The sequence below is a fragment of the Pseudohaliea sp. genome (assembly GCF_040217025.1).
Taxonomy (GTDB): Bacteria; Pseudomonadota; Gammaproteobacteria; order Pseudomonadales; family Halieaceae; genus Pseudohaliea.
The window spans coordinates 684,853-707,540 of the sequence record NZ_JAVJOA010000010.1 but is presented as its reverse complement, the minus strand read 5'-3'; the positions used below and the strand labels follow the sequence as shown (position 1 = coordinate 707,540).

The 22,688-nt window shown below is 69.1% G+C and carries 22 protein-coding genes and 1 pseudogene; 17 read left to right on the top strand and 6 right to left on the bottom strand.

Annotated elements, in window-relative coordinates:
* Positions 1-49: 49 nt before the first annotated feature.
* The 5 genes from RKE50_RS14595 (at position 50) to RKE50_RS14575 (ending at position 6,227) form a co-directional block, all read left to right on the top strand.
* Positions 50-1,633, top strand: coding sequence for a peptide chain release factor 3 (locus tag RKE50_RS14595; protein ID WP_350037520.1), 1,584 nt, complete (start codon positions 50-52; stop codon positions 1,631-1,633).
* Between the two features lie 110 nt (positions 1,634-1,743).
* Positions 1,744-3,012 (top strand): ergothioneine biosynthesis protein EgtB, encoded by a 1,269-nt coding sequence (gene egtB, locus RKE50_RS14590; protein ID WP_350037890.1) that lies wholly within the window; start codon positions 1,744-1,746, stop codon positions 3,010-3,012.
* Entirely contained in the window at positions 3,005-3,985 is a 981-nt protein-coding gene (gene egtD / locus RKE50_RS14585; protein WP_350037518.1) for an L-histidine N(alpha)-methyltransferase, read from the top strand. The genes egtB and egtD overlap by 8 nt, the downstream gene beginning before the upstream one ends.
* Positions 3,976-4,752: an ATP-binding cassette domain-containing protein gene (locus RKE50_RS14580; RefSeq protein ID WP_350037516.1), complete on the top strand. Its 777-nt coding sequence runs from the start codon at positions 3,976-3,978 to the stop codon at positions 4,750-4,752. Before egtD ends, RKE50_RS14580 begins: the two co-directional genes overlap by 10 nt.
* On the top strand, positions 4,749-6,227 hold the full coding sequence (locus RKE50_RS14575) for a glycine betaine ABC transporter substrate-binding protein (protein ID WP_350037515.1): 1,479 nt from the start codon (positions 4,749-4,751) through the stop codon (positions 6,225-6,227). Before RKE50_RS14580 ends, RKE50_RS14575 begins: the two co-directional genes overlap by 4 nt.
* Positions 6,228-6,256: 29 nt before the next feature.
* Here RKE50_RS14575 and RKE50_RS14570 read toward each other — a convergent pair whose 3' ends face one another.
* From RKE50_RS14570 to RKE50_RS14545, 6 genes are all read right to left on the bottom strand, one after another.
* Positions 6,257-6,739: a glutathione peroxidase gene (locus RKE50_RS14570; protein ID WP_350037513.1), complete on the bottom strand. Its 483-nt coding sequence runs from the start codon at positions 6,737-6,739 to the stop codon at positions 6,257-6,259.
* 18 nt (positions 6,740-6,757) lie between these two features.
* A complete protein-coding gene (locus RKE50_RS14565; protein ID WP_350037511.1) occupies positions 6,758-7,936 on the bottom strand; it encodes an acyl-CoA desaturase in 1,179 nt (392 codons plus the stop codon).
* A gap of 141 nt (positions 7,937-8,077) precedes the next feature.
* Positions 8,078-9,424 (bottom strand): glutamine synthetase family protein, encoded by a 1,347-nt coding sequence (locus RKE50_RS14560; RefSeq protein ID WP_350037509.1) that lies wholly within the window; start codon positions 9,422-9,424, stop codon positions 8,078-8,080.
* Positions 9,425-9,507: 83 nt separating this feature from the next.
* Positions 9,508-10,353: a helix-turn-helix domain-containing protein gene (locus RKE50_RS14555; protein ID WP_350037507.1), complete on the bottom strand. Its 846-nt coding sequence runs from the start codon at positions 10,351-10,353 to the stop codon at positions 9,508-9,510.
* An 82-nt stretch (positions 10,354-10,435) separates the two neighbouring features.
* Entirely contained in the window at positions 10,436-10,996 is a 561-nt protein-coding gene (locus tag RKE50_RS14550; protein WP_502937898.1) for a transglycosylase SLT domain-containing protein, read from the bottom strand.
* A 37-nt stretch (positions 10,997-11,033) separates the two neighbouring features.
* Complete coding sequence (locus RKE50_RS14545; protein ID WP_350037505.1) at positions 11,034-12,746, bottom strand: proline--tRNA ligase; 1,713 nt, start codon at positions 12,744-12,746, stop codon at positions 11,034-11,036.
* 274 nt (positions 12,747-13,020) lie between these two features.
* On the opposite strand from RKE50_RS14545, the gene RKE50_RS14540 reads away from it, so the two are divergent.
* From RKE50_RS14540 to tolB, 12 genes and pseudogenes are all read left to right on the top strand, one after another.
* Positions 13,021-13,503, top strand: coding sequence for an HU family DNA-binding protein (locus tag RKE50_RS14540; protein WP_350037503.1), 483 nt, complete (start codon positions 13,021-13,023; stop codon positions 13,501-13,503).
* Positions 13,504-13,685: 182 nt separating this feature from the next.
* A pseudogene (locus RKE50_RS14535) lies at positions 13,686-13,931 on the top strand (FmdB family zinc ribbon protein); the annotation flags it as partial.
* 171 nt (positions 13,932-14,102) lie between these two features.
* Positions 14,103-15,911, top strand: a complete 1,809-nt coding sequence (gene aspS, locus RKE50_RS14530) for an aspartate--tRNA ligase (RefSeq protein ID WP_350037499.1) — start codon at positions 14,103-14,105, stop codon at positions 15,909-15,911.
* 54 nt (positions 15,912-15,965) lie between these two features.
* Positions 15,966-16,715, top strand: a complete 750-nt coding sequence (locus tag RKE50_RS14525) for a YebC/PmpR family DNA-binding transcriptional regulator (protein ID WP_350037497.1) — start codon at positions 15,966-15,968, stop codon at positions 16,713-16,715.
* Between the two features lie 88 nt (positions 16,716-16,803).
* Positions 16,804-17,322, top strand: coding sequence for a crossover junction endodeoxyribonuclease RuvC (gene ruvC, locus RKE50_RS14520; protein ID WP_350037495.1), 519 nt, complete (start codon positions 16,804-16,806; stop codon positions 17,320-17,322).
* Between the two features lie 11 nt (positions 17,323-17,333).
* On the top strand, positions 17,334-17,939 hold the full coding sequence (gene ruvA / locus RKE50_RS14515; RefSeq protein WP_350037493.1) for a Holliday junction branch migration protein RuvA: 606 nt from the start codon (positions 17,334-17,336) through the stop codon (positions 17,937-17,939).
* Between the two features lie 13 nt (positions 17,940-17,952).
* The gene (ruvB, locus tag RKE50_RS14510; RefSeq protein ID WP_350037491.1) at positions 17,953-19,023 is read left to right on the top strand and encodes a Holliday junction branch migration DNA helicase RuvB; all 1,071 of its coding nucleotides are present in this window, start codon (positions 17,953-17,955) and stop codon (positions 19,021-19,023) included.
* Complete coding sequence (ybgC, locus tag RKE50_RS14505; protein ID WP_350037489.1) at positions 19,020-19,436, top strand: tol-pal system-associated acyl-CoA thioesterase; 417 nt, start codon at positions 19,020-19,022, stop codon at positions 19,434-19,436. Before ruvB ends, ybgC begins: the two co-directional genes overlap by 4 nt.
* Before the next feature lie 4 nt (positions 19,437-19,440).
* Complete coding sequence (gene tolQ / locus RKE50_RS14500) at positions 19,441-20,148, top strand: protein TolQ (protein ID WP_350037487.1); 708 nt, start codon at positions 19,441-19,443, stop codon at positions 20,146-20,148.
* Positions 20,149-20,184: 36 nt separating this feature from the next.
* Positions 20,185-20,577, top strand: a complete 393-nt coding sequence (gene tolR, locus RKE50_RS14495; protein ID WP_350037886.1) for a protein TolR — start codon at positions 20,185-20,187, stop codon at positions 20,575-20,577.
* Positions 20,574-21,350 (top strand): cell envelope integrity protein TolA, encoded by a 777-nt coding sequence (gene tolA, locus RKE50_RS14490; protein ID WP_350037485.1) that lies wholly within the window; start codon positions 20,574-20,576, stop codon positions 21,348-21,350. Before tolR ends, tolA begins: the two co-directional genes overlap by 4 nt.
* Entirely contained in the window at positions 21,350-22,651 is a 1,302-nt protein-coding gene (tolB, locus tag RKE50_RS14485) for a Tol-Pal system beta propeller repeat protein TolB (RefSeq protein ID WP_350037483.1), read from the top strand. The genes tolA and tolB overlap by 1 nt, the downstream gene beginning before the upstream one ends.
* Positions 22,652-22,688: the final 37 nt, after the last annotated feature.

Below are 22,688 nucleotides of genomic sequence, written 5' to 3'. Positions count from 1 at the left end.
GCCCCTCTGCTACACTCGCGCCCCCCGAGAAACGTGAACCAGGCACCCCATGACCGAGACCGCCGCGAACGACGCCGTCGCCCGGCGCCGCACCTTCGCCATCATCTCCCACCCGGACGCGGGCAAGACGACCATGACCGAGAAGCTGCTGCTCCTCGGCAGCGTCATCCAGACCGCGGGCATGGTAAAGGGGAAGAAGGGGCCGCACGCCACCTCGGACTGGATGAGCATGGAGCAGGAGCGGGGCATCTCCGTCACCTCCTCGGTGATGCAGTTTCCCTACCGGAATTGCGTCGTCAACCTGCTCGACACTCCGGGGCACGAGGACTTCTCCGAGGATACCTACCGCACGCTCACGGCGGTGGATTCCGCGCTCATGGTCATCGACGGCGCCAAGGGTGTCGAGGACCGCACCATCAAGCTGATGAACGTGTGCCGGCTGCGCGACACGCCGATCATCAGCTTCGTCAACAAGCTGGACCGCGACATCCGCGACGCCATCGAGCTGCTCGACGAGATCGAGGAAGTGCTCGGCATCGCGGCGGCGCCGGTGAACTGGCCCATCGGCATGGGCGGTCACTTCCGCGGCGTCTACAACCTGTACACGGACACGGTGCACGTCTACGAGCCGGGCCACGGCCGCGAGCTGCACCCGGACACGCGCATCGAGGGCCTGGCCAGCGACGAGGCCCGCGCCCTGCTCGGCGATGACTACGATGCGTTCTGCGAGGAGATCGAGCTCGTCCGCGGCGCCAGCCACGAGTTCGACAAGGCGGAGTTCCTCGCCGGGCGGTTGACGCCGGTGTTCTTCGGCACGGCGCTCGCCAACTTCGGCGTGCGCGAAATGCTCGACGACTTCGTGGTCTGGGCGCCGGCACCCCTGGACCGGGAGACGACGACGCGCACGGTCGCCGCCGCGGAGCCGGAGTTCAGCGGCTTCGTTTTCAAGATCCAGGCCAACATGGACCCGCGCCACCGTGACCGCATCGCCTTCCTGCGGGTCTGTGCCGGCCGCTACGAGAAGGGCATGAAGATGCGCCACGTGCGCATCGGCAAGGACATCCGCATCGCCGATGCGGTGACCTTCAAGGCCGGCGAACGGGCCCTGGTCGAGGAAGCCGTGGCCGGGGACATCATCGGCCTGCACAATCACGGCACGATACAGATCGGCGACACGTTCACCGGTGGTGAGGCGCTGCAGTTCACCGGTATCCCGCACTTCGCGCCGGAGCTGTTCCGGCGCATCCGCCTGCGCGACCCGATGAAGTCGAAGCAGCTGCAGAAGGGCCTGCAGCAGCTGTCAGAGGAGGGTTCGACGCAGGTCTTCGCGCCGCTGATCTCGACGGATCTCATCGTCGGCGCCGTGGGGCAGCTGCAGTTCGACGTGGTCGCCTACCGGCTCAAGGACGAGTACAAGGTCGAGGCGCTCTACGAGCCGGTGAACGTCTACACCGCGCGCTGGGTCTACTGCGACGACCCGCGCAAGCTCGAGGAATTCCGCAAGAAAGCGGCCGAGCATCTCTCGGAAGACGGAGGCGGCTATCTCACCTACCTGGCGCCGACGCGGGTCAACCTGTCGCTGATGGAAGAGCGCTGGCCGGACATCGACTTCCGCGCGACGCGGGAGCACTGACCTGCCGCCCGCCGGGAAAGTTGCTATGCTGTTCGGGAACGGGCCCGGGTAGCGTCCGCCGCGGGCGGCCCCGGGTAAGCTCACCGCAGCGGGAAACAGCAGGCGCCGTCATCACTTCAGCGAACGACTCTGCCATCCCAGCTTCCCCCCGCGACAGCGACGGGTGGCTGGGCGACGCCTTCGCCGCGACCCGTGCCGCCTCCGTGGCGGCCTGCGCGGGCCTGGAGGCCGAGGACTACGGTCTGCAGGCGGCCGCCTTTGCGAGCCCGCCCAAGTGGCACCTGGCGCACACGACCTGGTTCTTCGAAACCTTCATCCTCCGCCCCTACAGCCCCGGCTACCGGGTCTTCCACCCGGCCTTCGAGGTGCTGTTCAACTCCTACTACAACGGCGTGGGCGAGCAGCACCCGCGGGCGCAGCGCGGGCTCCTGTCCCGGCCGACCCTCGACGAGGTGCTCGCCTACCGCGGGCATGTCGAGGCCGCGCTGCGGCCACTCCTCTATGACCCGGCCGCGGACCCGGTGATTGCCGACCGCTGCCGTCTCGGTATCGAACACGAGCGCCAGCACCAGGAACTCTTCCACACCGACATCAAGTACTCGCTCGCCGCCAACCCGCTGGCGCCGGCGCTCGCCGATGCGCCGGCGCTGGCGGCGGCCGAGGCTCCGCCGCTCGAGTGGCTGTCCTTCGAGGGCGGGCTGGTGGAGACCGGTCACGCGGGTGACGGCTTCGCCTTCGACAACGAGCTGCCACGGCACCGCAGCTGGCTCGAGCCCTTCCGCCTCGCCAGCCGGCTGGTAACCAACGGCGAGTTCGAAGCCTTTGTCGAGGACGGCGGCTACCGGCGTCCCGAGCTCTGGCTGGCCGACGGCTGGGACCTCGCCCGGCGCGAGGGCTGGAGCGCACCGCTCTACTGGCGCGGCGACGAGGAGTTCACGCTCTACGGCCGGCGCCGCCGCGACCCTTCGGCGCCGGTGGTGCACGTGAGCGGTTACGAGGCCGATGCCTACGCCCGCTGGGCCGGGGCGCGGCTGCCCGGCGAAGCCGAGTGGGAGACGGCCGCCGCGGCGCTTGCGCCCGAGCCCCTGGGCATCGAGGCGGGCCACCTGCACCCCCGGCCCGCGGCGTCCGGACCGGCCCAGTTCTACGGCGCCTGCTGGCAGTGGACGGCGAGCGCCTACGGACCCTACCCGGGCTTTGCGCCGGGCGAGGGCGCCATCGGCGAGTACAACGGCAAGTTCATGTGCAACCAGTGGGTGCTGCGCGGCGGCGCCTGCGTCACGCCGGGCGGTCAGCTGCGGCACAGCTACCGAAATTTCTTCTATCCCGCGGACCGCTGGCAGTTCAGTGGTATCCGCCTGGCGGCGGACCATGGCTGAAGGCGGCGGCAGCCCGGCGCCGGGAAACGTCGCGTTCCATGACCTGCACCCGGCCGTGGGCGACAGCCGCAGCGAAGCCCTGGCCGGACTGCGTGCGGCACAGAAGCGCGTGGACCCGAAGCATTTCTACGACGCCCGCGGCTCGCGGCTGTTCGAGGCCATCACCCGCCTGCCCGAGTACTACCCCACGCGCACGGAAACGGCGATCCTGCGCCGCGAGGCCCGCGCCATCGCCGGCAGCTGCGGCACCCGCGCCGTGCTTATCGAGCCGGGCAGCGGCAACTGCGAGAAGGTGCAGCTGCTGCTCGATGCGCTGCGCCCGGCGGCCTACGTACCCGTCGACATCTCCGCGGCGTTCCTGCGCGAGGCGGCTCAGGCGCTGGGGGATGCCTTCCCGTGGCTGCCGGTACGCGCCATCTGTGCCGATTTCAACGCGGCCCCGGAACTCGATGACTACCTGCCGCCGGGGCGGCGCCTGGTCTTCTACCCCGGTTCGACCATCGGCAACCTCGAGCCAGCGGCTGCCCGGGGTTTCCTGCGCCGCCTCGCCGGCTGGCTCGGCGAGGACGGCGGCGCCCTGGTGGGTGTCGACCTGCACAAGGATCCGGCCGTGCTCGAGCGCGCCTACAACGACAGCGCCGGGGTCACTGCCGCCTTCAACCTCAACGTGCTGAACAGCCTGAACCGGCTCCTGGACGCGGATTTCGACAGCGCTGCGTTCAGCCACCGGGCCTTCTACGATGCCCGACGCCAGCGCATAGAGATGCACCTGGTCAGCGAGCGCGAGCAGGCCGTCAGCTGCAACGGCGAGGCTATCCACTTCGCCGCCGGCGAGACCCTGCACACGGAGAACTCCTACAAGTACACGGTGGAGGGCTTTGCCGGGCTCGCGGCCGAGGCGGGGCTGGCCGTGCGCGAGCACTGGGTGGATCCTCGCCAGCTGTTCAGCGTGCATTACCTGGAGTGCGCCTGAAGCGCGCGGCCGCCGGGGCGTCGCCGGACCCCGCTATCGCCCTCGAGGGCGTGCGCAAGGGCTGGGGCCCGCGCCCGGTGCTCGATGGCATCGACCTCGCCTTCGCCCGCGGGTGCATTACCGCCGTGGTGGGCCGCTCCGGCTGCGGCAAGTCCACGCTGCTGCGCCTGTGCAACGGTCTTCTCGTGCCGGATGCCGGCACGGTGCGCGTCCTCGGTGAGGTGCTGCCGGCGCGGGACCCGGTCGCCCTGCGCCGCCGCATCGGCTACGCGGTGCAGCAGGCGGCGCTCTTTCCCCATCTCACGGCACGGGAGAACATCACGCTGGTGGCGCGCCTGGAAGGCTGGGCCGCGGCGGCGCTGGCGGAGCGGCTGGAGACGCTGCGCGTGCTGGTCGACCTGCCCGTCGATGCGCTCGAGCGCCTGCCCCACGAGCTGAGCGGCGGCCAGCAGCAGCGCGTCGGCCTTTGCCGGGCGCTGTTCCTGCACCCGGGCCTGCTCCTGCTCGACGAGCCTTTCGCCGCCGTCGACCCGCTCTCCCGGCGGGATATCCACCAGCGGCTCCTCGCCCTGCAGGCGCACGAACCCGTGACCACCGTGCTGGTGACTCACGACATGGCCGAGGCGCTGCGCCTGGCCGAGGAGGTGGTGATCCTCGGCGGCACCGGCGGTCCCCGGGTCTACAGCCGGGCTGCGCTGCGATTGCGGCAGGGGGACAGCGACGCGGAGGCCCTGCTGCTCGAACTCATGGGCGAGGGCCCGCCATGATACGTGCCCTGGCGCTGCTGCTTCTCCTGTGGAGCACCGCGGCTCCCGCGCTCACCGTGGGCTCGAAGCGTTTTGCCGAGAGCCACCTACTGGCGGAGATCGCCGCGCAGCTCCTCGAGCGCGAGGGCTTTGCCGTCGAGCGCGCGCACGGCCTCGGCGGCTCGCTGATCGCCTGGCAGGCTCTCGGCGCCGGCGACATCGATCTCTACCCGGCCTACACCGGTACGCTCGCCCGGGCCGTGCTCAAGGCGCCGTCGCTCAGCGGCGCCGCGCTCCGCGAGCGGCTGCAGGCGGAGGGCTTCGAGCTGCTCCCGGGCCTCGGTTTCGAAAACAGCTATGCGATCGCCATCGCCAGCGGTCTCGCCGAGGCCGGCGGCCTCGAGCGGGTCTCGCAACTCGCGGAGAGGCCAACGCTGCGCCTGGGCTTCAGCCACGAGTTCCTGCGCCGGGGCGACGGCTGGGAAGCGCTCGCGCGCCATTACGGGCTGCCGCAGCAGCCCCGCGGTCTCGAGCATGCGCTGGCCTACCGGGCCGTGGCCGCGGGCGAGCTGGACGGCACCGATGCCTACACCACGGACGGCGAACTCTCGGTCCACGACCTCGTGCTGCTCGAGGACGACCGCGGCTTCTTTCCCCGTTACGAAGCGGCGCTGCTGGTGCGCGAGGACCTGCCGGCCGCCGCGCGCCGCGCGCTGGTCCGCCTCTCCGGGCGTATCGATGCTGCCACGATGCGCCGCCTCAACTACCGGGTGAGTGCCGGGGGCGAGAGCCCGGCCGCGGTGGCTGCGGCGTTCCTGGCGGCCGAGGGACTCGCGGCGGACAGCGCCGCGGTCGCGCCGCCGACGCTGCTGCGGCGGGTGCTTGCGCGGACCCTGGAGCACCTGCGCCTGACCGGCATTGCCCTCGCCGCCGGTTGCCTTGTGGCTATCCCGGGCGCGCTGCTGCTGGCGGGGCGACCACTCGCCGCCCGGGTCTTTCTCTACGCCACGGGCCTGGTACAGACCATCCCGGCGCTGGCCCTGCTGGCGCTCCTGATCCCCTTGCTCGGGCTGGGTATGTCGACGGCGATCGGCGCCCTGTTTCTCTATTCCCTGCTGCCCGTGGCGCGCAATACGCTGAGCGGGCTGCTGACCATCGACCCGGTGCTGCTGGAGGTCGCCGACGGCATCGGCCTGACCCGGCGGCAGCGATTGCTGCGGGTGCAGCTGCCGCTGGCGGCACCGGCGGTGCTGGCGGGGGTGAAGACGGCGGCGGTGGTGAGCGTGGGTACCGCGACCCTCGCCGCCTTTGTCGGCGCCGGCGGGCTCGGCGAGCCGATCATCACGGGGTTGACGCTCAATGACCGGCGCCTGATTCTCGCCGGGGCCATACCGGCGGCGCTGCTGGCGCTGGCGGTAGAGCTGTTGTTCGAGCTGCTCGAGCGTGCCCTGGTGCCGGCGCACCTGCGCGGCGGCCGCGCGGGGGCGCCGGGCTAGCGTCCTGGCCGGGTGCGTGCAGGACCGGTCTAGAGAAGCGCCTCGATATCCCGGCGCAGCTCCTCGGGCTTCGTGGTGGGGGCGTAGCGTTTGACCACCCTGCCGTCGCGGTCGACGAGGAACTTGGTGAAGTTCCACTTGATGCGCTTGCTGCCGAGCGCGCCGGGCGCCTCGGCCTTGAGGTGGTCGAAGAGCGGGTCCGTGTCGGCGCCGTTGACGGCGATCTTGCCGAACATGGGGAAGCTCACGCCGTAGTTCAGCTGGCAGAATTCGACGATCTCGTCATTGCTTCCCGGGTCCTGGCCGCCGAACTGGTTGCAGGGAAAACCGAGAATGGCGAAGTCCTTTTCCGAGAGATCCTCGTAGAGCGCCTCGAGACCGGCGAACTGCGGCGTGAACCCGCACTTGGAGGCCGTGTTCACGATCAGCAGCACCTTGCCCCGGTAGTCGCCGAGGTCCACGGGCTTTCCGGTGGCGTCAGCGCAGGTGAAGTCGTAGACGGTCTGGCTCATTGGGGGCTCCGGGTTCGTTCAGCGTGGTGTTGCCATGGCCGGCACCTGCGCCATGAGCAGGCCCAGGCGCTTCTGCTGCATCTTCAGGGAGAACTCGAGTTCACGCAGCCGGGTGCGCAGGGCGGCGTGCTCCCACTTGTACTGCAGGGCAGCGCGGTGCTCGCCGATGGCGTCCTCGATGGCGTGCACGCGACGCTCGTAGCGCTCGGCCTGGAGTTCTTTCCACTGGTTCACGGCATCCGTGAACAGCTGGTACTCGCGCTCGAGCTTCTCGAGCAGCGGCTCGCCGGCGCGGTGCCGCGCCAGGGAGCGCCGGGCGCGCTCGAACTGGGTGTCGAGGAGGGCGCGACGGATGCGGAAGGCGGGTACGCGGTTGAGTTCGGAGGCGAGGCCCACGCGGGCGCAGAGGGCGATCATCCACTTGGTGGGGTCCCACTGGTACCAGCGGATGCCGTTGCGGTAGTCGTTCTGGAAGATGTGGTGAAAGTTGTGATAGCCCTCGCCGTAGGTGAGGAAGGCGAGGAAGCCGTTGTCCCGGGCGCTGTTGCTCTCCGTGTAGGGGCGCGTGCCCCAGAAGTGCGCGAGGGAGTTGATGAAGAACGTTACGTGGTGGTTCACCACCAGCCGGGCGAGGCCCACCAGCAGCACCGTGCCGATGATGTCACCGAGGAACCAGCCCAGGAGCAGCGGCAGACCCAGGTTCATGGCCGTGGTCAGCACCACGTAGTGGCGGTGCTGCCAGGCCACGATCGGGTCGCGCTCGAGGTCCGGGACGTTGCTGAAGTCCTCCGCATTGGTGGCGTACTCGCGCAGCATCCAGCCCATGTGGCTGAACCAGAGGCCGCGGCCGGCGGAGTAGGGGTCGCGCTCGTTGTCGTCGACGTGGCGGTGGTGCCGGCGGTGGTCCGAGGCCCAGACCAGGATGCTGTTCTGCAGGGCGCCGGCGCCCCACAGCGCGAACCACAGGCGCAGGGCCCAGTGCGCCTTGTAGGCCTTGTGGGACCAGAGCCGGTGATAGCCGCCGGTAATGGCGAGCCCGTTCAGGTAGAGGAAAACGACGGCCCAGAGCCACTGCAGGGCCGTGAAACCGTGGCTCAGGCCCCACCAGGGGACTAGGACCAGTGCGGCGACGGGGAAGCCCAGGAAGATGACGGCGTTGACCGGAATGAGGGCGGGCCGGGGTGTTGCTCGGGACATGGAATACCAACCAGTAACGTGACCCGCCAATGATAGCCGCTTGCGGCGCGGCTGTCTGTCCGGGTCCTGTCCGGGTGTCGCCGGCCGTTGCTACCCGCGGCCTGCGCTGCGGGCGGCTTGCCGGGCAATACCCGCGCCGCTTCAAAGCCGCTGCAGGTAGGTCTGGTATTCCATGGTGGTGATGTGGCGCAGGAACTCGGTGATCTCCTGCTCCTTGGTGAGCGCGAAGGTGTGCTGCATGGTCCTGCCCAGGGCGCGCCGGATGAAGTCGGAATCACTGAAGGTGCGCAGCGCGTCCTGCATGAAGATCGGCAGCTGCTCCTCGCCCTCGCGGCTGTAGCCATCGCCGGTGATCGGCTCCGGGGGTTCCAGTCGCTGCTCGATGCCTTCCAGGGCGGCGGCGAGGATCACGGCGAGGACGAGGTAGGGATTCGCGTCCGCGCCGGCGACGCGGTGCTCGATGCGGCGGGCGGCGGGGCTGCCCGCGGGCACGCGCAGGGCCACGGTGCGGTTTTCATAGCCCCAGCCGGGGTAGGTGGGCGCGTGGCTGCCCTTCTGGAAGCGGCGGTAGCCGTTGAAGCTCGGCGCAAAAAGCAGGAACGAGTCAGGCATGTAGCGCAGGCAGCCGGCAATGGCGTGCTGGAGTTCGGGTGTACCGCTCTCGCCGCCGTTGTCGAAGACGTTGCGCCCCTCCCGGTTGAGGACACTGCAGTGCACGTGCAGGCCATTGCCCGCCTCGCCCTGGAAGGGCTTGGGCATGAAGCTCGCGACCAGCCCGTGACGCTCGGCAACACCCTTGATGATCCGCTTCATCATCAGGATCTGCCGCGCAGCCAGTACGGGGCTGTCCACGTGCTGCATGTTGAACTCGTACTGTGACGGGGCGGACTCCTTGACCACGCCGTCAAAGGGCAGGTCCTGGATCTCGCAGGCGCGCTGCATTTCCTCGAGCATGGCCTGGTGCCGGTGCAGCACGTCCAGCCCGTAGAGATTGCCGGTGACCGGCTCCCGGCTCGCGGGGTTGGCGCCGGCATGCGTCGGGCCGCGGCCGTCCCACTCGACCAGGCTGAACTCGAGTTCCGCCGCCACCACCGGGCGCCAGCCGCGCTCCCGGTAGCGGGCCACGACCTGCTTGAGTACCTGCCGCGGGTCGCCGAGGTAGGGGCTGCCGTCCGCCTCGAACAGGGAGAGCATCACCTGCCCGTGCGTCGCGCCGGGGGACCAGGGCGTCGGCAGCAGGGAGCCTTCGATAGGCCGGCAGACGCCGTCCTCGTCGCCGGTGGCAAAGACGAGTTCCTCCACGTCGCGGCCCCAGATATCCAGGCTGAGGGCGGTCTTGGGAAACTTGAGTTCGCCCTGGTAGATCTTCGCCAGCTTGCCGCGCGGTACCCACTTGCCCCGGAGAATGCCGTTGGCGTCGGGCAGGAGTGCCTCCACCATCGTGATTTCCGGGTGCGCGCGCAGGAACCAGTCGACTTCAATCGCCATGGTCGGAAGCCAGCTTCAATCAGTGTGCAATGTCGGGCACCGGCCTTGCCACCTCAATGCCCCGCTTTGGGTAGCTACAACCCTTACGCGGTCCCCATGTACACCCGCAACGGGTCCTCGCCGGCGGCCTCCGCCAGGCAGGACATGCTGTTGATGAACAGCGCAAACAAATCGGTCTGCGAGCTCACGTCCAGCTTCTTGTAGATGTTCTTGCGGTGCCGCCGCAGCGTCTCCCGCGCGATGCTCAGGCGCTGCGCGGAGACCTCGGTGCTGTAGCCGCGCAGCATCAGTTCGAGCACGTCCTTCTCCCTGGGGGACAGCACCGAAGCGCCGAAGGTGTTGAAGGCGAGCTCGACCTGGTGGTCGATACCGGGCTGGATGAGGTTTTTCACCGCGAAGTCGCCGAGCCGGGTGTGGGCGCGCAGGAGCGCTGCAACGGGTTCAGCGAGCAGGTACATGCGCTGGTTCTCCTCGTCGCTGAAGGGCCCCTGCTTCGGCAGCCGCATCATGCTCAGGTTGATGACGTCGCCGTCGGGAAGGCGCGCCAGGTAGACGGCCTCGTCCACCGTGCCGGTCTCGGCATAGTAGTCGCGGTAGTAAGCCGATTCCTCGAGCTTGCCCGCAGTGAGCCGGGACAGCCGGTAGATGGATGACTTCGGCCGGTCCATGGAGGCACGGAAGAAGGGGTCTTCCCGGTAGGGCCCCTCGAGGTACTGGTCGATCTGCGCATGCACGGCGTGCGCTGGAATCTCGTGGTACAGCACCCGGGGAGGAAGTTCGCGGTGGTACAGCCAGAACTGGGGATAGGCGATGGAGACCTGGTTGCGCACGGCCTCGACGAGGGACGGGAAGAAGCTGTCAGTGCCCAGGTTGTCCACGACCCGCGCGAGATCCAGGTGCCACTGGCCCAGCTCGGAAAGATCGATCATGCGTCGACCGGTGCTCCCAGTTTGTTCGCGGCAGTGTGGGCAGCCCCCGCGGGCCTGTCAACCGGCAGCGCGCGGTGTGCGCTCACCACGGCAGCGGCGCGGTGCGCCAGCGCCCGCGCCAGGCCGCCTCCACGCGGTCCGGGTAATGTCGGCTGCCGCTGGAGCCGTTGTAGGCGGCGAGGGCGCGGCGCAGGTCTCCGTTTTCGCGCTCCAGATAGAACTGGAGGATGCGGCAGCCGTAGGCGAGGTTGGTGCGGTTGTGCGTGAGGTTGTCGCCGGGGCGGCCGATCTCGCCTTTCCAGAAAGGCATGACCTGCATGAGCCCCTGGGCGCCGGCGCGGGAAACGGCGAAGCGGTCGAAGCTGCTCTCCACCTCGATCACGGCGAGGACCAGCTCCGGCGCGAGGCCGCTCTGCGTGGCTGCCGCGTGCACCTGGCGCAGGAGCGCCAGGCGCCGGGCGGGGTCGCGCACAAAGGGGGCGAGGCGTGTCGCCATGTCCACGAGCCAGACTTCCGCCGCGTAGCGGTCCTGGAAGCTGTCGCTCTCGTTGATGGTGCGCTCGAGGAAGGCGCGCAGGGCGGCGCGTTCCTCGCCTTCGGGCACCGGAGCAGCGAGGGCGCCCGCCGCCAGTGTCACAAGCAGCGGCGCGACCAGTAGCGGCGCGAGGCGCCGCCGCGCCTCAGCCCGCCAGCCTGGCGCGCAGGAAGTCGAGGGCCTGGTCACGGTCGATGCGCTCTGCCTCTTCATCCCGGCGGCCCTTGTACTCGAACTGCCCGTCGGCCAGGGACTTGTCACCGATCACGATGCGGTGGGGAATACCGATCAGTTCCATGTCGGCAAACTTCACCCCGGGGCGCTCGTCGCGGTCGTCCAGGAGCACGTCGATGCCGGCTTCCCGGCAGGCCGCGTACAGGGCCTCTGCCGCTTCCGCCACCGCCTCGGACTTGTGCATGTTCAGCGGCACGATCACCACCTCGAAGGGCGCCATGGCGGCTGGCCAGATGATGCCGTTCTCGTCGTGATTCTGCTCGATCGCGGCGGCCACGATGCGGCTCACGCCGATGCCGTAGCAGCCCATGTAGAGCGTGACGCCACGCCCGCTCTCGTCGAGGACCGTGGCGTCCATGGCCTCGCTGTACTTGGTGCCGAGCTGGAAGATGTGGCCGACCTCGATGCCGCGCTTGATCATCAGCCGGCCCTTGCCGTCCGGGCTCGGGTCGCCCTCGACCACCTCGCGCAGGTCCTCGACGCGGGGCAGGGGCAGGTCGCGCTCCCAGTTGACGCCCGTGAGGTGGTAGCCGTCGCGATTGGCGCCGCAGGCGAAGTCGGCCAGCACCGCGGCGGAACGGTCCACGATCACCGGCAGCGCAAGGCCCACGGGACCGAGGGAGCCGAAGCCGGCGCCGGCCGCCGCGCGCACTTCTTCCTCGCCGGCGAGGCGCAGGGGTGAGGCGACCCCCGCCAGCTTCTCGGCCTTCACGGCGTTCAGGCTGTGGTCGCCGCGAAGTACCAGGGCGACCAGGCTGCCGGCCTCCTCGCCGGCGACGATGAGGGTCTTGACGGTCTGCGTGGCCGCGATGCCGAGCTGGCTGCACAGGCTGTCGATGCTGTCGACACCGGGCGTGGCGACCTCCTCGAGTGCCGCGGCGGCCGCGGGGCGCTCGTCCGCCGGGGCCAGCGCCTCGGCCATCTCGATGTTTGCTGCGTAGTCGCTGCCGTCACTGAACGCGATGGCGTCCTCGCCGGACTCGGCGAGCACGTGGAACTCCTGCGAGGTGCTGCCGCCGATGCTGCCGCTGTCGGCGACCACGGGACGGAAGGCCAGGCCCAGGCGCTCGAAGATCGCGCTGTAGGCGGCGTGCATTACCCAGTAGGTTTCCTCCAGGGAGGCCTGGCTGCTGTGGAAGGAGTAGGCGTCCTTCATAATGAACTCCCGCGAGCGCATCACGCCGAAGCGCGGGCGGATCTCGTCGCGGACCTTCGTCTGCACCTGGTAGAGGTTGATGGGCAGCTGCCGGTAGCTGCTGACCTCGTTGCGCACGAGCTCGGTAACGACCTCCTCGTGCGTGGGGCCGAGGCAGAAGTCGCGGTCGTGCCGGTCCTTGATGCGCAGGAGTTCCGGCCCGTACTGCACCCAGCGCCCGGACTCCTGCCAGAGCTCGGCCGGCTGCATCACCGGCATGGTGACCTCCTGTGCGCCGGTGCGATCCATTTCCTCGCGGACGACGCGCTCGACCTTGCGCAGCACGCGCAGGCCGGTGGGAAGCCAGGTGTAGAGACCGGCGCTGAGCTTGCGGATAAGCCCCGCGCGGAGCATGAGCCGGTGGCTGATAATCTCGGCGTCGGCCGGCGTTTCTTTCTGCGTGGCCAGGAGGTAGTGACGAGTGCGCATGGTGGCATTCCGGGGATGCTGCGAATGCGGCGAAGTTTACGTGTGAAACTTCCACCGGTACAGGCGAAAGCCCCCCGGGCCTGTAAAAAACAGGGTAAAAGCGCGTTTTTTCGCTACTCATAACCGCAAAACCCTTGTATTACAGTATTTTTTGTTTTAAACAAGCACGAAGTCGGGTGCGAGCACTGTCAATGCCGGGGTCAACGCATTGAACGCAGGGCTTAGTGCGCGGCTTGGATGAGGCCATTAAAAAGCAACGAGGAAGGGTTGAAACATGGCAACACGCAAAGCTGCAGCGAAGAAGAAGGCGCCGGCCAAGAAGAAGGTAGCCGCCAAAAAGGCACCGGCAAAGAAAGCACCCGCCAAGAAGGCCGCTCCGGCCAGGAAGGCACCTGCGAAAAAGGCACCGGCTGCAAAAGCCGCCCCGGCTCGCAAGACGACCGCACTCAAGGACAAGCTCACCAAGACGCAGATCGTCGGCAACATCGCCGAGAGCACCGGCCTCAGCAAGAAGCAGGTGTCTGATGTCATGGTCGAGCTCGAGGCGCTTATCGAACGCTCCATCAAAAAGCGTTCCGTCGGTGAGTTCACGCTCCCGGGCCTGATGAAAATCACCACCGTCAAGAAGCCGGCCCGCAAGGCGCGCAAGGGGATCAACCCCTTCACCGGTGAAGAGACGGTCTTCAAGGCCAAGCCGGCGAGCGTTGCCGTGAAGGTGCGCCCGCTGAAGAAGATGAAGGAGTTCGCCGACTCCTGATCGGCGCCTGACCACCGGCGCCGTCGGGCGCCGGTGGCTTCCTTCCGCCAGGTCTGCCTCCCGGGGCGGGCAGGGCCGACGACCCCCCTCGATAACTGCCGCCCACGCCCTTGGCCGCCTCAGACGCCATGGGGTAGAATCCCGCGCTTCCCCTACTCCGGCCAGATTCCGGGCGAGCAGCCATGCCAATCTACGAGTACCAGTGCCAGGCCTGCGGTGAACTGACCGAGGCCCTGCAGAAGCTCAGTGACGCGCCGCTGACGCGTTGTCCCGCCTGCGGCGCAGAAGCCCTGCGCAAGAAGGTGTCCGCCGCGTCCTTCCGGCTCAAGGGCAGTGGCTGGTACGAGACGGACTTCAAGACCGGCGGCAAGAAGAACCTCGCCGGCGAGAGCGACGGCAAGCCGGCGGGCGACAGCAAGGCTGACGGCAAGGACGGCAAGGACGGCAAGAAGGAAGGGAAAGCGGACGGCAAGACTGACAGCAAGAAGGAAGCGGGCGGCGGTGGCAAGGCCGCGGCCGACAAGAGCAAGGGCGGGAACAGCTCCAGCGCCAACTGACGGCCCGCCGGCGCGGGCCCCAGCAACCGGGAAACAGCAACCATGCGCAGCCATTACTGCGGCGTGCTCGGCAACGCCAACATCGACGAGACCGTGACTCTCTGCGGCTGGGTAGACCGCCGCCGGGATCACGGCGGCGTCATCTTCCTGGACCTGCGCGACCGGGAGGGCATCGTCCAGGTGGTCTTCGACCCGGACACGGAAGAGCACTTCCAGCGCGCGGACCGGGTCCGCAGCGAGTACGTGCTGCGGGTAACCGGCCGCGTGCGCGCCCGCTCCGAGGCCACGATCAACCCGGCCATGGCGACCGGCACCATCGAGGTGCTGGGCAAGGAGCTGGAGGTACTCAATACCGCGGCGACTCCCCCCTTCCAGCTCGATGAGCACACCGCCGTGGGCGAGGAAGTGCGCCTGCGCTACCGCTACATGGACCTGCGCCGTCCGGAGATGCAGAGCCGCCTGATGCTGCGCTCGCGCATCACCGCCGCGGTGCGCCGCTTTCTCGACGGCGAGGGATTCCTCGACATCGAGACGCCGGTGCTGACCCGCGCCACGCCGGAGGGGGCCCGCGATTACCTCGTGCCCAGCCGGACCCATCCGGGGGCCTTCTTCGCGCTGCCGCAGTCGCCGCAGCTCTTCAAGCAGCTGCTCATGGTGTCCGGCTTCGACCGCTATTACCAGGTCGCCAAGTGCTTCCGCGACGAGGACCTGCGCGCGGACCGGCAGCCCGAGTTCACCCAGATCGATATCGAGACCGCCTTCCTCGACGAGGCCGGGGTGATGGACATCACCGAGCGCATGATCCGCGAGCTGTTCCGCGAGGTGCTCGACGTCGACCTCGGTGACTTCCAGCACATGACCTGGGCGGAGGCCATGGAGCGCTTCGGTTCCGACAAGCCGGACCTGCGCATTCCCCTGGAGCTGTGCAGCCTCGATGACCTCATGGCGACGGTGGACTTCAAGGTGTTCCGTGGCCCTGCGGAGGATCCCCGCGGGCGCGTCGCCGCCCTGCGCGTGCCCGGCGGCGCCACGCTGTCGCGCAAGGAGATCGACGACTACACCCGCTACGTCGGCAACTACGGCGCCCGCGGCCTCGCCTGGATCAAGGTCAACGACCTCGCGGCGGGGCTCGACGGCCTGCAGTCGCCGATTCTCAAGTTCATGCCCGCCGAGGTCGTGGACCGGATGCTCGAGCGCCTCTGCGCCGAGGACGGCGATATCCTTTTCTTCGGCGCGGACCGGGCGGGCACCGTCAACGAGTCCCTCGGTGCGCTGCGCGTCAAGGTGGGCGTCGACCGCGGCTTTGTCCGCGAAGGCTGGGCCCCGCTCTGGGTCGTCGACTTCCCCATGTTCGAGGAAGACACGGACGGCAGCTTGGCGCCCCTGCACCACCCCTTCACGGCACCTGCCTGCGATGTCGAGAGCCTGCGCCGTTCCCCCGGCGAGGCGCTGTCCCGGGCCTACGACATGGTGCTCAACGGCACGGAGCTCGGCGGCGGCAGTATCCGTATCCACGACCGCGCCATGCAGGAAGCGGTCTTCGACATCCTCGGGATCGAGCCGGAGGAGGCAGAGAGCAAGTTCGGCTTCCTTCTCGACGCGCTGCGCTACGGCGCACCGCCGCACGGTGGCCTCGCCTTCGGCCTCGACCGGCTGGTGATGCTGATGACCGGCGCGAGCTCGATCCGCGACGTGATTGCCTTCCCGAAAACCCAGACCGCTCACTGCGTGATGACCGACGCGCCGTCGCCGGTCAGTGCCGCCCAGCTCAAGGAGGTGGGCATCCGCCTGCGCCAGGAGCAGCGCGCAGCGGGCGAGGCCCCGGCCGCCGGCGACGAGCCGGCGCGGTAGCGGGCGAGGGCGGGACAGGCAGGGGAACGGCTGGGGAAAGGACAGGAGGACATCATGGCCGGCCACAGTAAATGGGCCAACATCAAGCACCGCAAGGCGGCCCAGGACGCCAAGCGCGGGAAGATGTTCACCAAGCTCATCCGCGAACTGGTGGTGGCCGCCAAGGAGGGCGGGCCGCTCCCGGAAGACAACCCGCGGCTGCGCGCGGCCGTAGACAAGGCCCTCGGCGCCAACATGACCCGCGACACCATCGACCGGGCCATCGCCCGCGGCGCTGGCAATAACGAGGCCGACGACGTCGAGGAACTGACCTACGAGGGCTATGCGGCGGGCGGTATCGCCGTGCTGCTGGAGGTCATGACCGACAACCGCAACCGCACCGTCGCCGAGGTGCGCCATGCCTTCAGCAAGCGCGGCGGCAACCTCGGCACGGACGGCTCCGTTGCCTATCTCTTCACCCGGCGCGGCCAGCTCACCTTCCCCGCGGGCACCGATGAAGAGCAGCTCATGGAAGTGGCCCTGGAGGCGGGCGCCGAGGACATCATCCCCAACGACGACGGCTCCTTCGACGTGATGACACCCTGGGAGGACTTCTCTGCCATCAAGGCGGCCCTCGAGGAAGCGGGCCTCGTGCCCGAGAGCGGGGAGGTCGCCATGATCGCCAGCACCACGGTGCCCGTGGACGCCGCCGGCGCCGAGTCGCTCATGGGGCTGGTCGACGCGCTGGAGGATCTCGATGATGTCCAGAACGTGTACACGAACGTCGATATCCCCGACGAGGTCCTCGCCGAGCTGCAGGGTTGAACACGAGGGCTGAGCGGCTTCGCCCCGCCGCCGAAATACTGTAAATTCTTACAGTTATGAGGGCAGGCGCAGCGCCGGAGCGGCACCCATGGCGGTAATCCTCGGGATCGACCCCGGCTCCGTGAAGACGGGCTTTGGTATCATCGAGACCGGGCCGCGGGGCGCCCGTTACCTGACCAGCGGCGTGATCCGCCTGCCCGCGGGGCCGCTGCCGGAGCGCTTGCGCGTGCTCGCCGCGGGCATCACCGAGCTGGTCGAGCTGCACTGCCCGTCGGAGCTGGCCATCGAGCAGGTGTTCATGGCCCGCAGCGCCGGTTCCGCTCTCAAGCTCGGCCAGGCCCGGGGCGCGGCCATCGTCCCCTGCGTCGCGGCCGGTATGCAGGTCAGCGAGTACTCGGCGCGGCAGATCAAGCAGGCGGTCGTCGGCACCGGCGCCGCCGACAAGGTGCAGGTGCAGCATATGGTAAAGACACTCCTCAAGCTCCCCGGCACGCCGCAGGAAGACGCGGCCGACGCGCTGGCCGCGGCGCTCTGCCACGTGCACACGCAGGCGGGGCTCATCGCCCTGGCCGGCGCCAGCGCCGTGCGCCGGCGCCGGGTCCGCTGAGGGCCGACGCGATGATCGGCAGCCTGCGCGGCGTCCTGGTAGCGAAGCAGCCCCCCGAGATCCTCGTCGATGTCGGCGGCATCGGCTACGAGCTGCAGGTGCCCATGACCACCCTGTTCCAGCTCCCGGCCCTCGGCCAGGAAGTCGCCCTGGTGACCCACTTCGCCGTGCGCGAGGATGCGCAGGTTCTCTATGGCTTCATCGACGCCCGGGACCGGGAGCTGTTCCGCAACCTCGTGCGCGTTTCCGGCGTCGGCCCGAAGCTCGCCCTGGCGATTCTCTCCGGCATGGATGCAGACAGCTTCGTGCGCTGCGTGCAGCGCGACGACAGCGCCTCCCTCGTGGCCCTGCCGGGCGTCGGCCGCAAGACCGCCGAGCGGCTGCTGGTGGAGATGCGCGACCGCCTCAAGGGCTGGCTGGAGGACGCGGCGGCCCCCGCTGCCGCGCCGGCCGCAGGCCGCCCGGCGGACATCACCGCCGATGCCGAGGGCGCGCTCGTGGCCCTCGGCTACAAGCCCGCGGAGGCCGCCCGCCTGGTGGCCGCGGTGAACGACGACAGCATCGGCGACAGCGAGGAGCTGATCCGCCGCGCCCTGCGTTCGACGGTGCGCGCATGAACGGGGGCGGGGGATGATCGAACCGGACCGGCTGCTCGCGGCCGAGGGCGGCGGCGAGCGCGAGGACGCCCAGGACCGTGCCATCCGCCCGAAGACCCTCGAGGATTATGTCGGCCAGCCGGTCGTGCGCGAGCAGATGGGCATCTTTCTCGCCGCGGCAAAGGCCCGTCGCGAGCCCCTGGACCACACGCTGATCTTCGGCCCCCCGGGGCTCGGCAAGACCACCCTGGCCGCCATCGTGGCCCACGAGCTCGGTGTCTCCCTGAAGACCACGTCCGGCCCCGTGCTCGAGAAGGCCGGCGACATCGCCGCGCTGATGACCAACCTCGAGCCCGGGGACGTGCTTTTCATCGACGAGATCCACCGGCTGAGCCCCTTCGTCGAGGAGATCCTCTACCCGGCCATGGAGGACTACCAGCTCGACATCATGATCGGCGAGGGGCCGGCGGCGCGCTCCATCAAGCTCGATCTGCCGCCCTTTACGCTGGTCGGCGCCACCACGCGCGCCGGCCTGCTGACCTCGCCGCTGAGGGATCGCTTCGGCATCGTGCAGCGCCTGGAGTTTTACGAGGTGGCTGACCTCGCCCATATCGTCGGCCGCAGCGCGGGCATCCTCGGTATTCCCATGGACGCCGGCGGCGCGGCGGAGATCGCCCGGCGTTCCCGGGGTACGCCGCGCATCGCCAACCGGCTGCTCCGGCGCGTGCGCGACTTTGCCGAGGTCCGCGGCGACGGGCGCATCGATGCCGGCACGGCGGACCGGGCCCTCGACATGCTCAGCGTCGATGCCGCCGGCTTCGATCATCTCGACCGGCGCCTGCTGCTCACGCTGATCGAGAAGTTCGACGGCGGCCCCGTGGGCATCGACAGCCTCGCCGCCTCGCTCTCGGAGGAGCGCGGCACCATCGAGGACGTGCTCGAGCCGTACCTGATCCAGCAGGGCTTCATCGTCCGCACCCCCCGCGGCCGCGTGGTCACCCGCAACGCCTACCTGCACTTCGGGCTCCCCGCCCCGGAGCGCGGCAGGGAGGTGCCGCCACAGCCGTCCCTGCCCCTGGACGGGTCGCCGGACGAGGAACCGTGAGCGGCGGTGAATTTTCGCTGCCGGTGCGCGTCTACATTGAAGATACGGACGCCGGCGGCATCGTCTACTACGTGAATTACCTGAAGTTCATGGAGCGCGCCCGCACCGAGTTCCTGCGCGAGCTCGGCAGCGGCTGGGACAAGCTGCTCCCGGCGGGCCTCATGTTCGTGGTCCGCGATGCGTCGCTGACCTGGCATGCACCGGCACGGCTCGATGACCTGCTCGCGGTGACCGTGCTGCCGCACCGGGCCGCCGGCGCGACGCTGGCGCTGGCGCAGGCTGTGCGAAGGGGTGGCGAAACGCTGGTCAGCGGGGAGATCACCATCGCCTGCGTGGACGGTGCCACGCTGCGGCCGCGTCGCATCCCGCGCGACATGCTTGCTACACTTCGCGCCGTCATCACCGGGGAGTAGGGACTTGGAAGAACAGCTCAGCCTTCTGGACCTCGTGCTCAATGCGAGCTTCACCGTGCAGGCGGTCATGCTGCTCCTGCTCGCCGCGTCCGTCACCTCCTGGTACATGATCGCGCAGCGCGTCCTCTACTACCGCCAGAGCCTCGGCGACATGCTCGCCTTCGAGGAGCAGTTCTGGTCCGGCATCGACCTCGCCGAGCTCTACCGCGAGGGCAACCAGCGCGCCGCGGACGGCGACACGATCCTCGGCATGGAAAGCATCTTCCGCGCCGGCTTCAAGGAGTTTTCCCGGCTCGCCAAGCAGTCCGACATGGATGCCGAGGCGACCGTGGAGGGCGCGCGCCGGGCCATGCGCGTGGCCACGCTGCGCGAGGAGGAGCGGCTGGAGAAGAATCTCCCCTTCCTCGCTTCCGTGGGCTCCACCAGCCCCTACATCGGCCTGTTCGGTACCGTGTGGGGGATCATGCATTCCTTCCGCGGCCTCGCCAACGCGACCCAGGCCACCCTGGCCACGGTAGCGCCGGGGATCTCCGAGGCCCTGGTGGCCACGGCCATGGGCCTGTTCGCAGCCATCCCCGCGGTGATGGCCTACAACCGCTTCGCCGCCCGCGTGGACATGTTCGAGAACCGCTACGAGACCTTCGTCGACGAGTTCTCGAGCATCCTCTACCGCCAGGCCTACGCCCTGCGCGGCCGTCCCCGGGAGGGCTGATCCGCGGTGGGCCGCCAGCGCAACAAGCACCGGCCCATGGCCGAGATCAACGTCGTGCCCTACATCGACGTGATGCTCGTGCTGCTGATCATCTTCATGGTGACCGCGCCGATGCTCATGCAGGGTGTGAAGGTGGAGCTGCCCGACGCCGCGGCGGAGCCGGTGGAGAACCAGGACAGCGAGCCGGTGATCGTATCGGTGAACAGCGCGGGCCAGCTCTTTCTCAACCTGGGCGCTGACGAGGAGCGGCCCCTCTCGCTGGCCACGATCCAGCAGCGGGTAGGGGCGGTGATGCGCCGCAGCCCGGACAAGCCGGTGCTGGTCTGGGGGGACGAGGCCGTGCCCTACGGTGAAGTCGTCACCCTCATGGCTGCCCTGCAGGAGGCCGGCGCGCCCGCCGTCGGCCTGGTCACGGAAGACCCGCGATGAGCGCCCTGCTGGCGCCGGACAGCCCGGCTCTCAAGCTGCTGCCCGCGGCGGCCACGCTGGCCCTCCACGGGCTTCTGCTGCTCGCGCTGGCCGCGCGCTGGGAGTGGCAGCCCGAGCGGACCATCGAGGCGCGCACCATCACGCCGAAGATCATCGAGGCGAAGCTGGTGACCCTGGACCAGCTGCGCCCGGAGCCGAAACCAAAGGCCGAACCCCGGCCCGCGCCGAAGCCGAGATCGGAGCCGAAGGCCCAGCCGCGGCAGCAGGCCAGGCCGACACCGAAGCCCGCGCCTGCGGCGCAGCAGACAAAGCCGGTCGAGACGGCGCCCAGGCCCGAGCCGAAACCCGAGCCCAGGCCCGAGCCGCGGGAAGCGCAGCGCATGAGCGCCGAGGAACTGGCTGCCCTGGCGCGCAGGGAGCTCGAAGCGGCGGTGGCCAGCGAGGAAGAGGCCCGCGTTGCCGTCACTGCCGAGGAGATGGCAGCCAGCTACGCGGCGCTGATCCAGCGCACGGTGATCGGCTACTGGAGCCGGCCGCCGAGCGCGCGCAACGGCATGGAGGCGCTCCTCTCGGTGCAGCTCGTGCCCACCGGCGAGATCGTGAGCGTGACCGTGCTACGCTCCAGCGGTAACGCCGCCTTCGACCGCTCGGCGGTGAACGCGGTGGAGAAGGCTGGCAGCTTCCCGGAGCTGTCCAACCTGCCGACCCGCGAGTTCGAAAAGACATTCCGGCGTTTCCGCCTCCTGTTCAGACCCGAGGACCTTCGCTACTGATGACGATCAACAGACGTGTTGCCTGCCTTGTCCGTGTCCTGTTCCTGGCTCTCCTCGCGCCGCTCGCCGCCCGCGCGGAGCTGGTCATCGAGATTACCCAGGGCGTGGACGACCCGACGCCCATCGCCGTCGTGCCCTTTGCCAGCACGGGTGCGATACCGGAAGACATCGCCGGGGTCGTGCAGGGCGACCTCGCCCGCAGCGGCCAGTTCGCCCCGGTGGACCGCGGCGACATGCTCAGCCTGCCGAGCAGCGAAGCGGAAATCTTCTACCGCGACTGGCGCGCCATCGGTACCGAGTACCTGCTTGTCGGCCGGGCGAGCGCGGCGGAGGAGCTGCGGATCGACTATGCCCTCTACGACGTGAACCGCCAGCGCGAGGTGACCACGGGCACGGTGACGGGTCCCGTGAACGAGGCGCGCATGCTGGCGCACCGGGTCTCCGACGCAATCTACGAGCGGCTCACGGGCATTCCCGGTGCCTTTGCCACCCGCCTGCTATACGTCTCCGTGACCCGCAACCCCGGCGGCAAGGACTATTACCGTCTCACCCTCGCCGACAGCGACGGCGCGCGGCCCATCGTGCTGCTCGAGTCCCGGGAACCGGTGATGGCGCCGACCTGGGCGCCGGATGCGAGCCAGGTGGCCTACGTGTCTTTCGAGACCGGCCGACCGGCGATCTTCCGCCAGGACCTGCAGACCGGCGCCCGCGAGCAGCTCACCAACTTCCGGGGCCTGAACAGCTCTCCGGCCTGGTCGCCGGACGGCAACACGCTGGCCATGGTGCTGTCCAAGGACGGCAGCCCGGACATCTACCTGCTCGACCTCGCCAGCAAGCGCCTGACCCGCATCACGCGTCACTACGCCATCGATACGGAACCGACCTGGATGCCGGACGGGAAATCGCTGCTGTTCACCTCCGACCGGGGCGGCCGGCCGCAGATCTACCGCTACAACCTGCAGTCCGGGATTACCGACCGGGTCACCTTCGAGGGGGTCTACAACGCCCGGGCCCGGGTCGCCCAGGACGGGCGTAACGTGGCCCTGGTCCACCAGCGGGAGGGGCAGTTCCACATCGCCATCCACGACCTGGTGACCGAGCGCCTGCATGTGCTCACGAGCACGGACCTGGACGAAAGTCCGAGTATCGCGCCCAATGGCTCTATGATATTGTATGCCACCAAGCTGGGGGACCGTGGGATTCTCTCTGCCGTGTCCGTCGACGGCGGCGTCAAGTTCCGTCTGCCGGCGCGCAGCGGGGACGTCCGCGAGCCGGCCTGGTCGCCGTATATCAGCCAGTGAGCGCCCGACAGCGCGGCCGCTCTAACAACGATATGAA

Excerpts from the sequence above, each read along its gene's own strand:
- RKE50_RS14595 (WP_350037520.1), top strand. The coding sequence starts at position 50 with ATGACCGAGACCGCCGCGAACGACGCCGTCGCCCGGCGCCGCACCTTC.
- egtD (WP_350037518.1), top strand. The coding sequence starts at position 3,005 with ATGGCTGAAGGCGGCGGCAGCCCGGCGCCGGGAAACGTCGCGTTCCAT.
- RKE50_RS14575 (WP_350037515.1), top strand. The coding sequence starts at position 4,749 with ATGATACGTGCCCTGGCGCTGCTGCTTCTCCTGTGGAGCACCGCGGCT.
- RKE50_RS14570 (WP_350037513.1), bottom strand. The coding sequence starts at position 6,739 with ATGAGCCAGACCGTCTACGACTTCACCTGCGCTGACGCCACCGGAAAG.
- RKE50_RS14565 (WP_350037511.1), bottom strand. The coding sequence starts at position 7,936 with ATGTCCCGAGCAACACCCCGGCCCGCCCTCATTCCGGTCAACGCCGTC.
- RKE50_RS14560 (WP_350037509.1), bottom strand. The coding sequence starts at position 9,424 with ATGGCGATTGAAGTCGACTGGTTCCTGCGCGCGCACCCGGAAATCACG.
- RKE50_RS14555 (WP_350037507.1), bottom strand. The coding sequence starts at position 10,353 with ATGATCGATCTTTCCGAGCTGGGCCAGTGGCACCTGGATCTCGCGCGG.
- RKE50_RS14545 (WP_350037505.1), bottom strand. The coding sequence starts at position 12,746 with ATGCGCACTCGTCACTACCTCCTGGCCACGCAGAAAGAAACGCCGGCC.
- RKE50_RS14540 (WP_350037503.1), top strand. The coding sequence starts at position 13,021 with ATGGCAACACGCAAAGCTGCAGCGAAGAAGAAGGCGCCGGCCAAGAAG.
- aspS (WP_350037499.1), top strand. The coding sequence starts at position 14,103 with ATGCGCAGCCATTACTGCGGCGTGCTCGGCAACGCCAACATCGACGAG.
- RKE50_RS14525 (WP_350037497.1), top strand. The coding sequence starts at position 15,966 with ATGGCCGGCCACAGTAAATGGGCCAACATCAAGCACCGCAAGGCGGCC.
- ruvC (WP_350037495.1), top strand. The coding sequence starts at position 16,804 with ATGGCGGTAATCCTCGGGATCGACCCCGGCTCCGTGAAGACGGGCTTT.
- ruvA (WP_350037493.1), top strand. The coding sequence starts at position 17,334 with ATGATCGGCAGCCTGCGCGGCGTCCTGGTAGCGAAGCAGCCCCCCGAG.
- ruvB (WP_350037491.1), top strand. The coding sequence starts at position 17,953 with ATGATCGAACCGGACCGGCTGCTCGCGGCCGAGGGCGGCGGCGAGCGC.
- tolR (WP_350037886.1), top strand. The coding sequence starts at position 20,185 with ATGGCCGAGATCAACGTCGTGCCCTACATCGACGTGATGCTCGTGCTG.
- tolA (WP_350037485.1), top strand. The coding sequence starts at position 20,574 with ATGAGCGCCCTGCTGGCGCCGGACAGCCCGGCTCTCAAGCTGCTGCCC.
- tolB (WP_350037483.1), top strand. The coding sequence starts at position 21,350 with ATGACGATCAACAGACGTGTTGCCTGCCTTGTCCGTGTCCTGTTCCTG.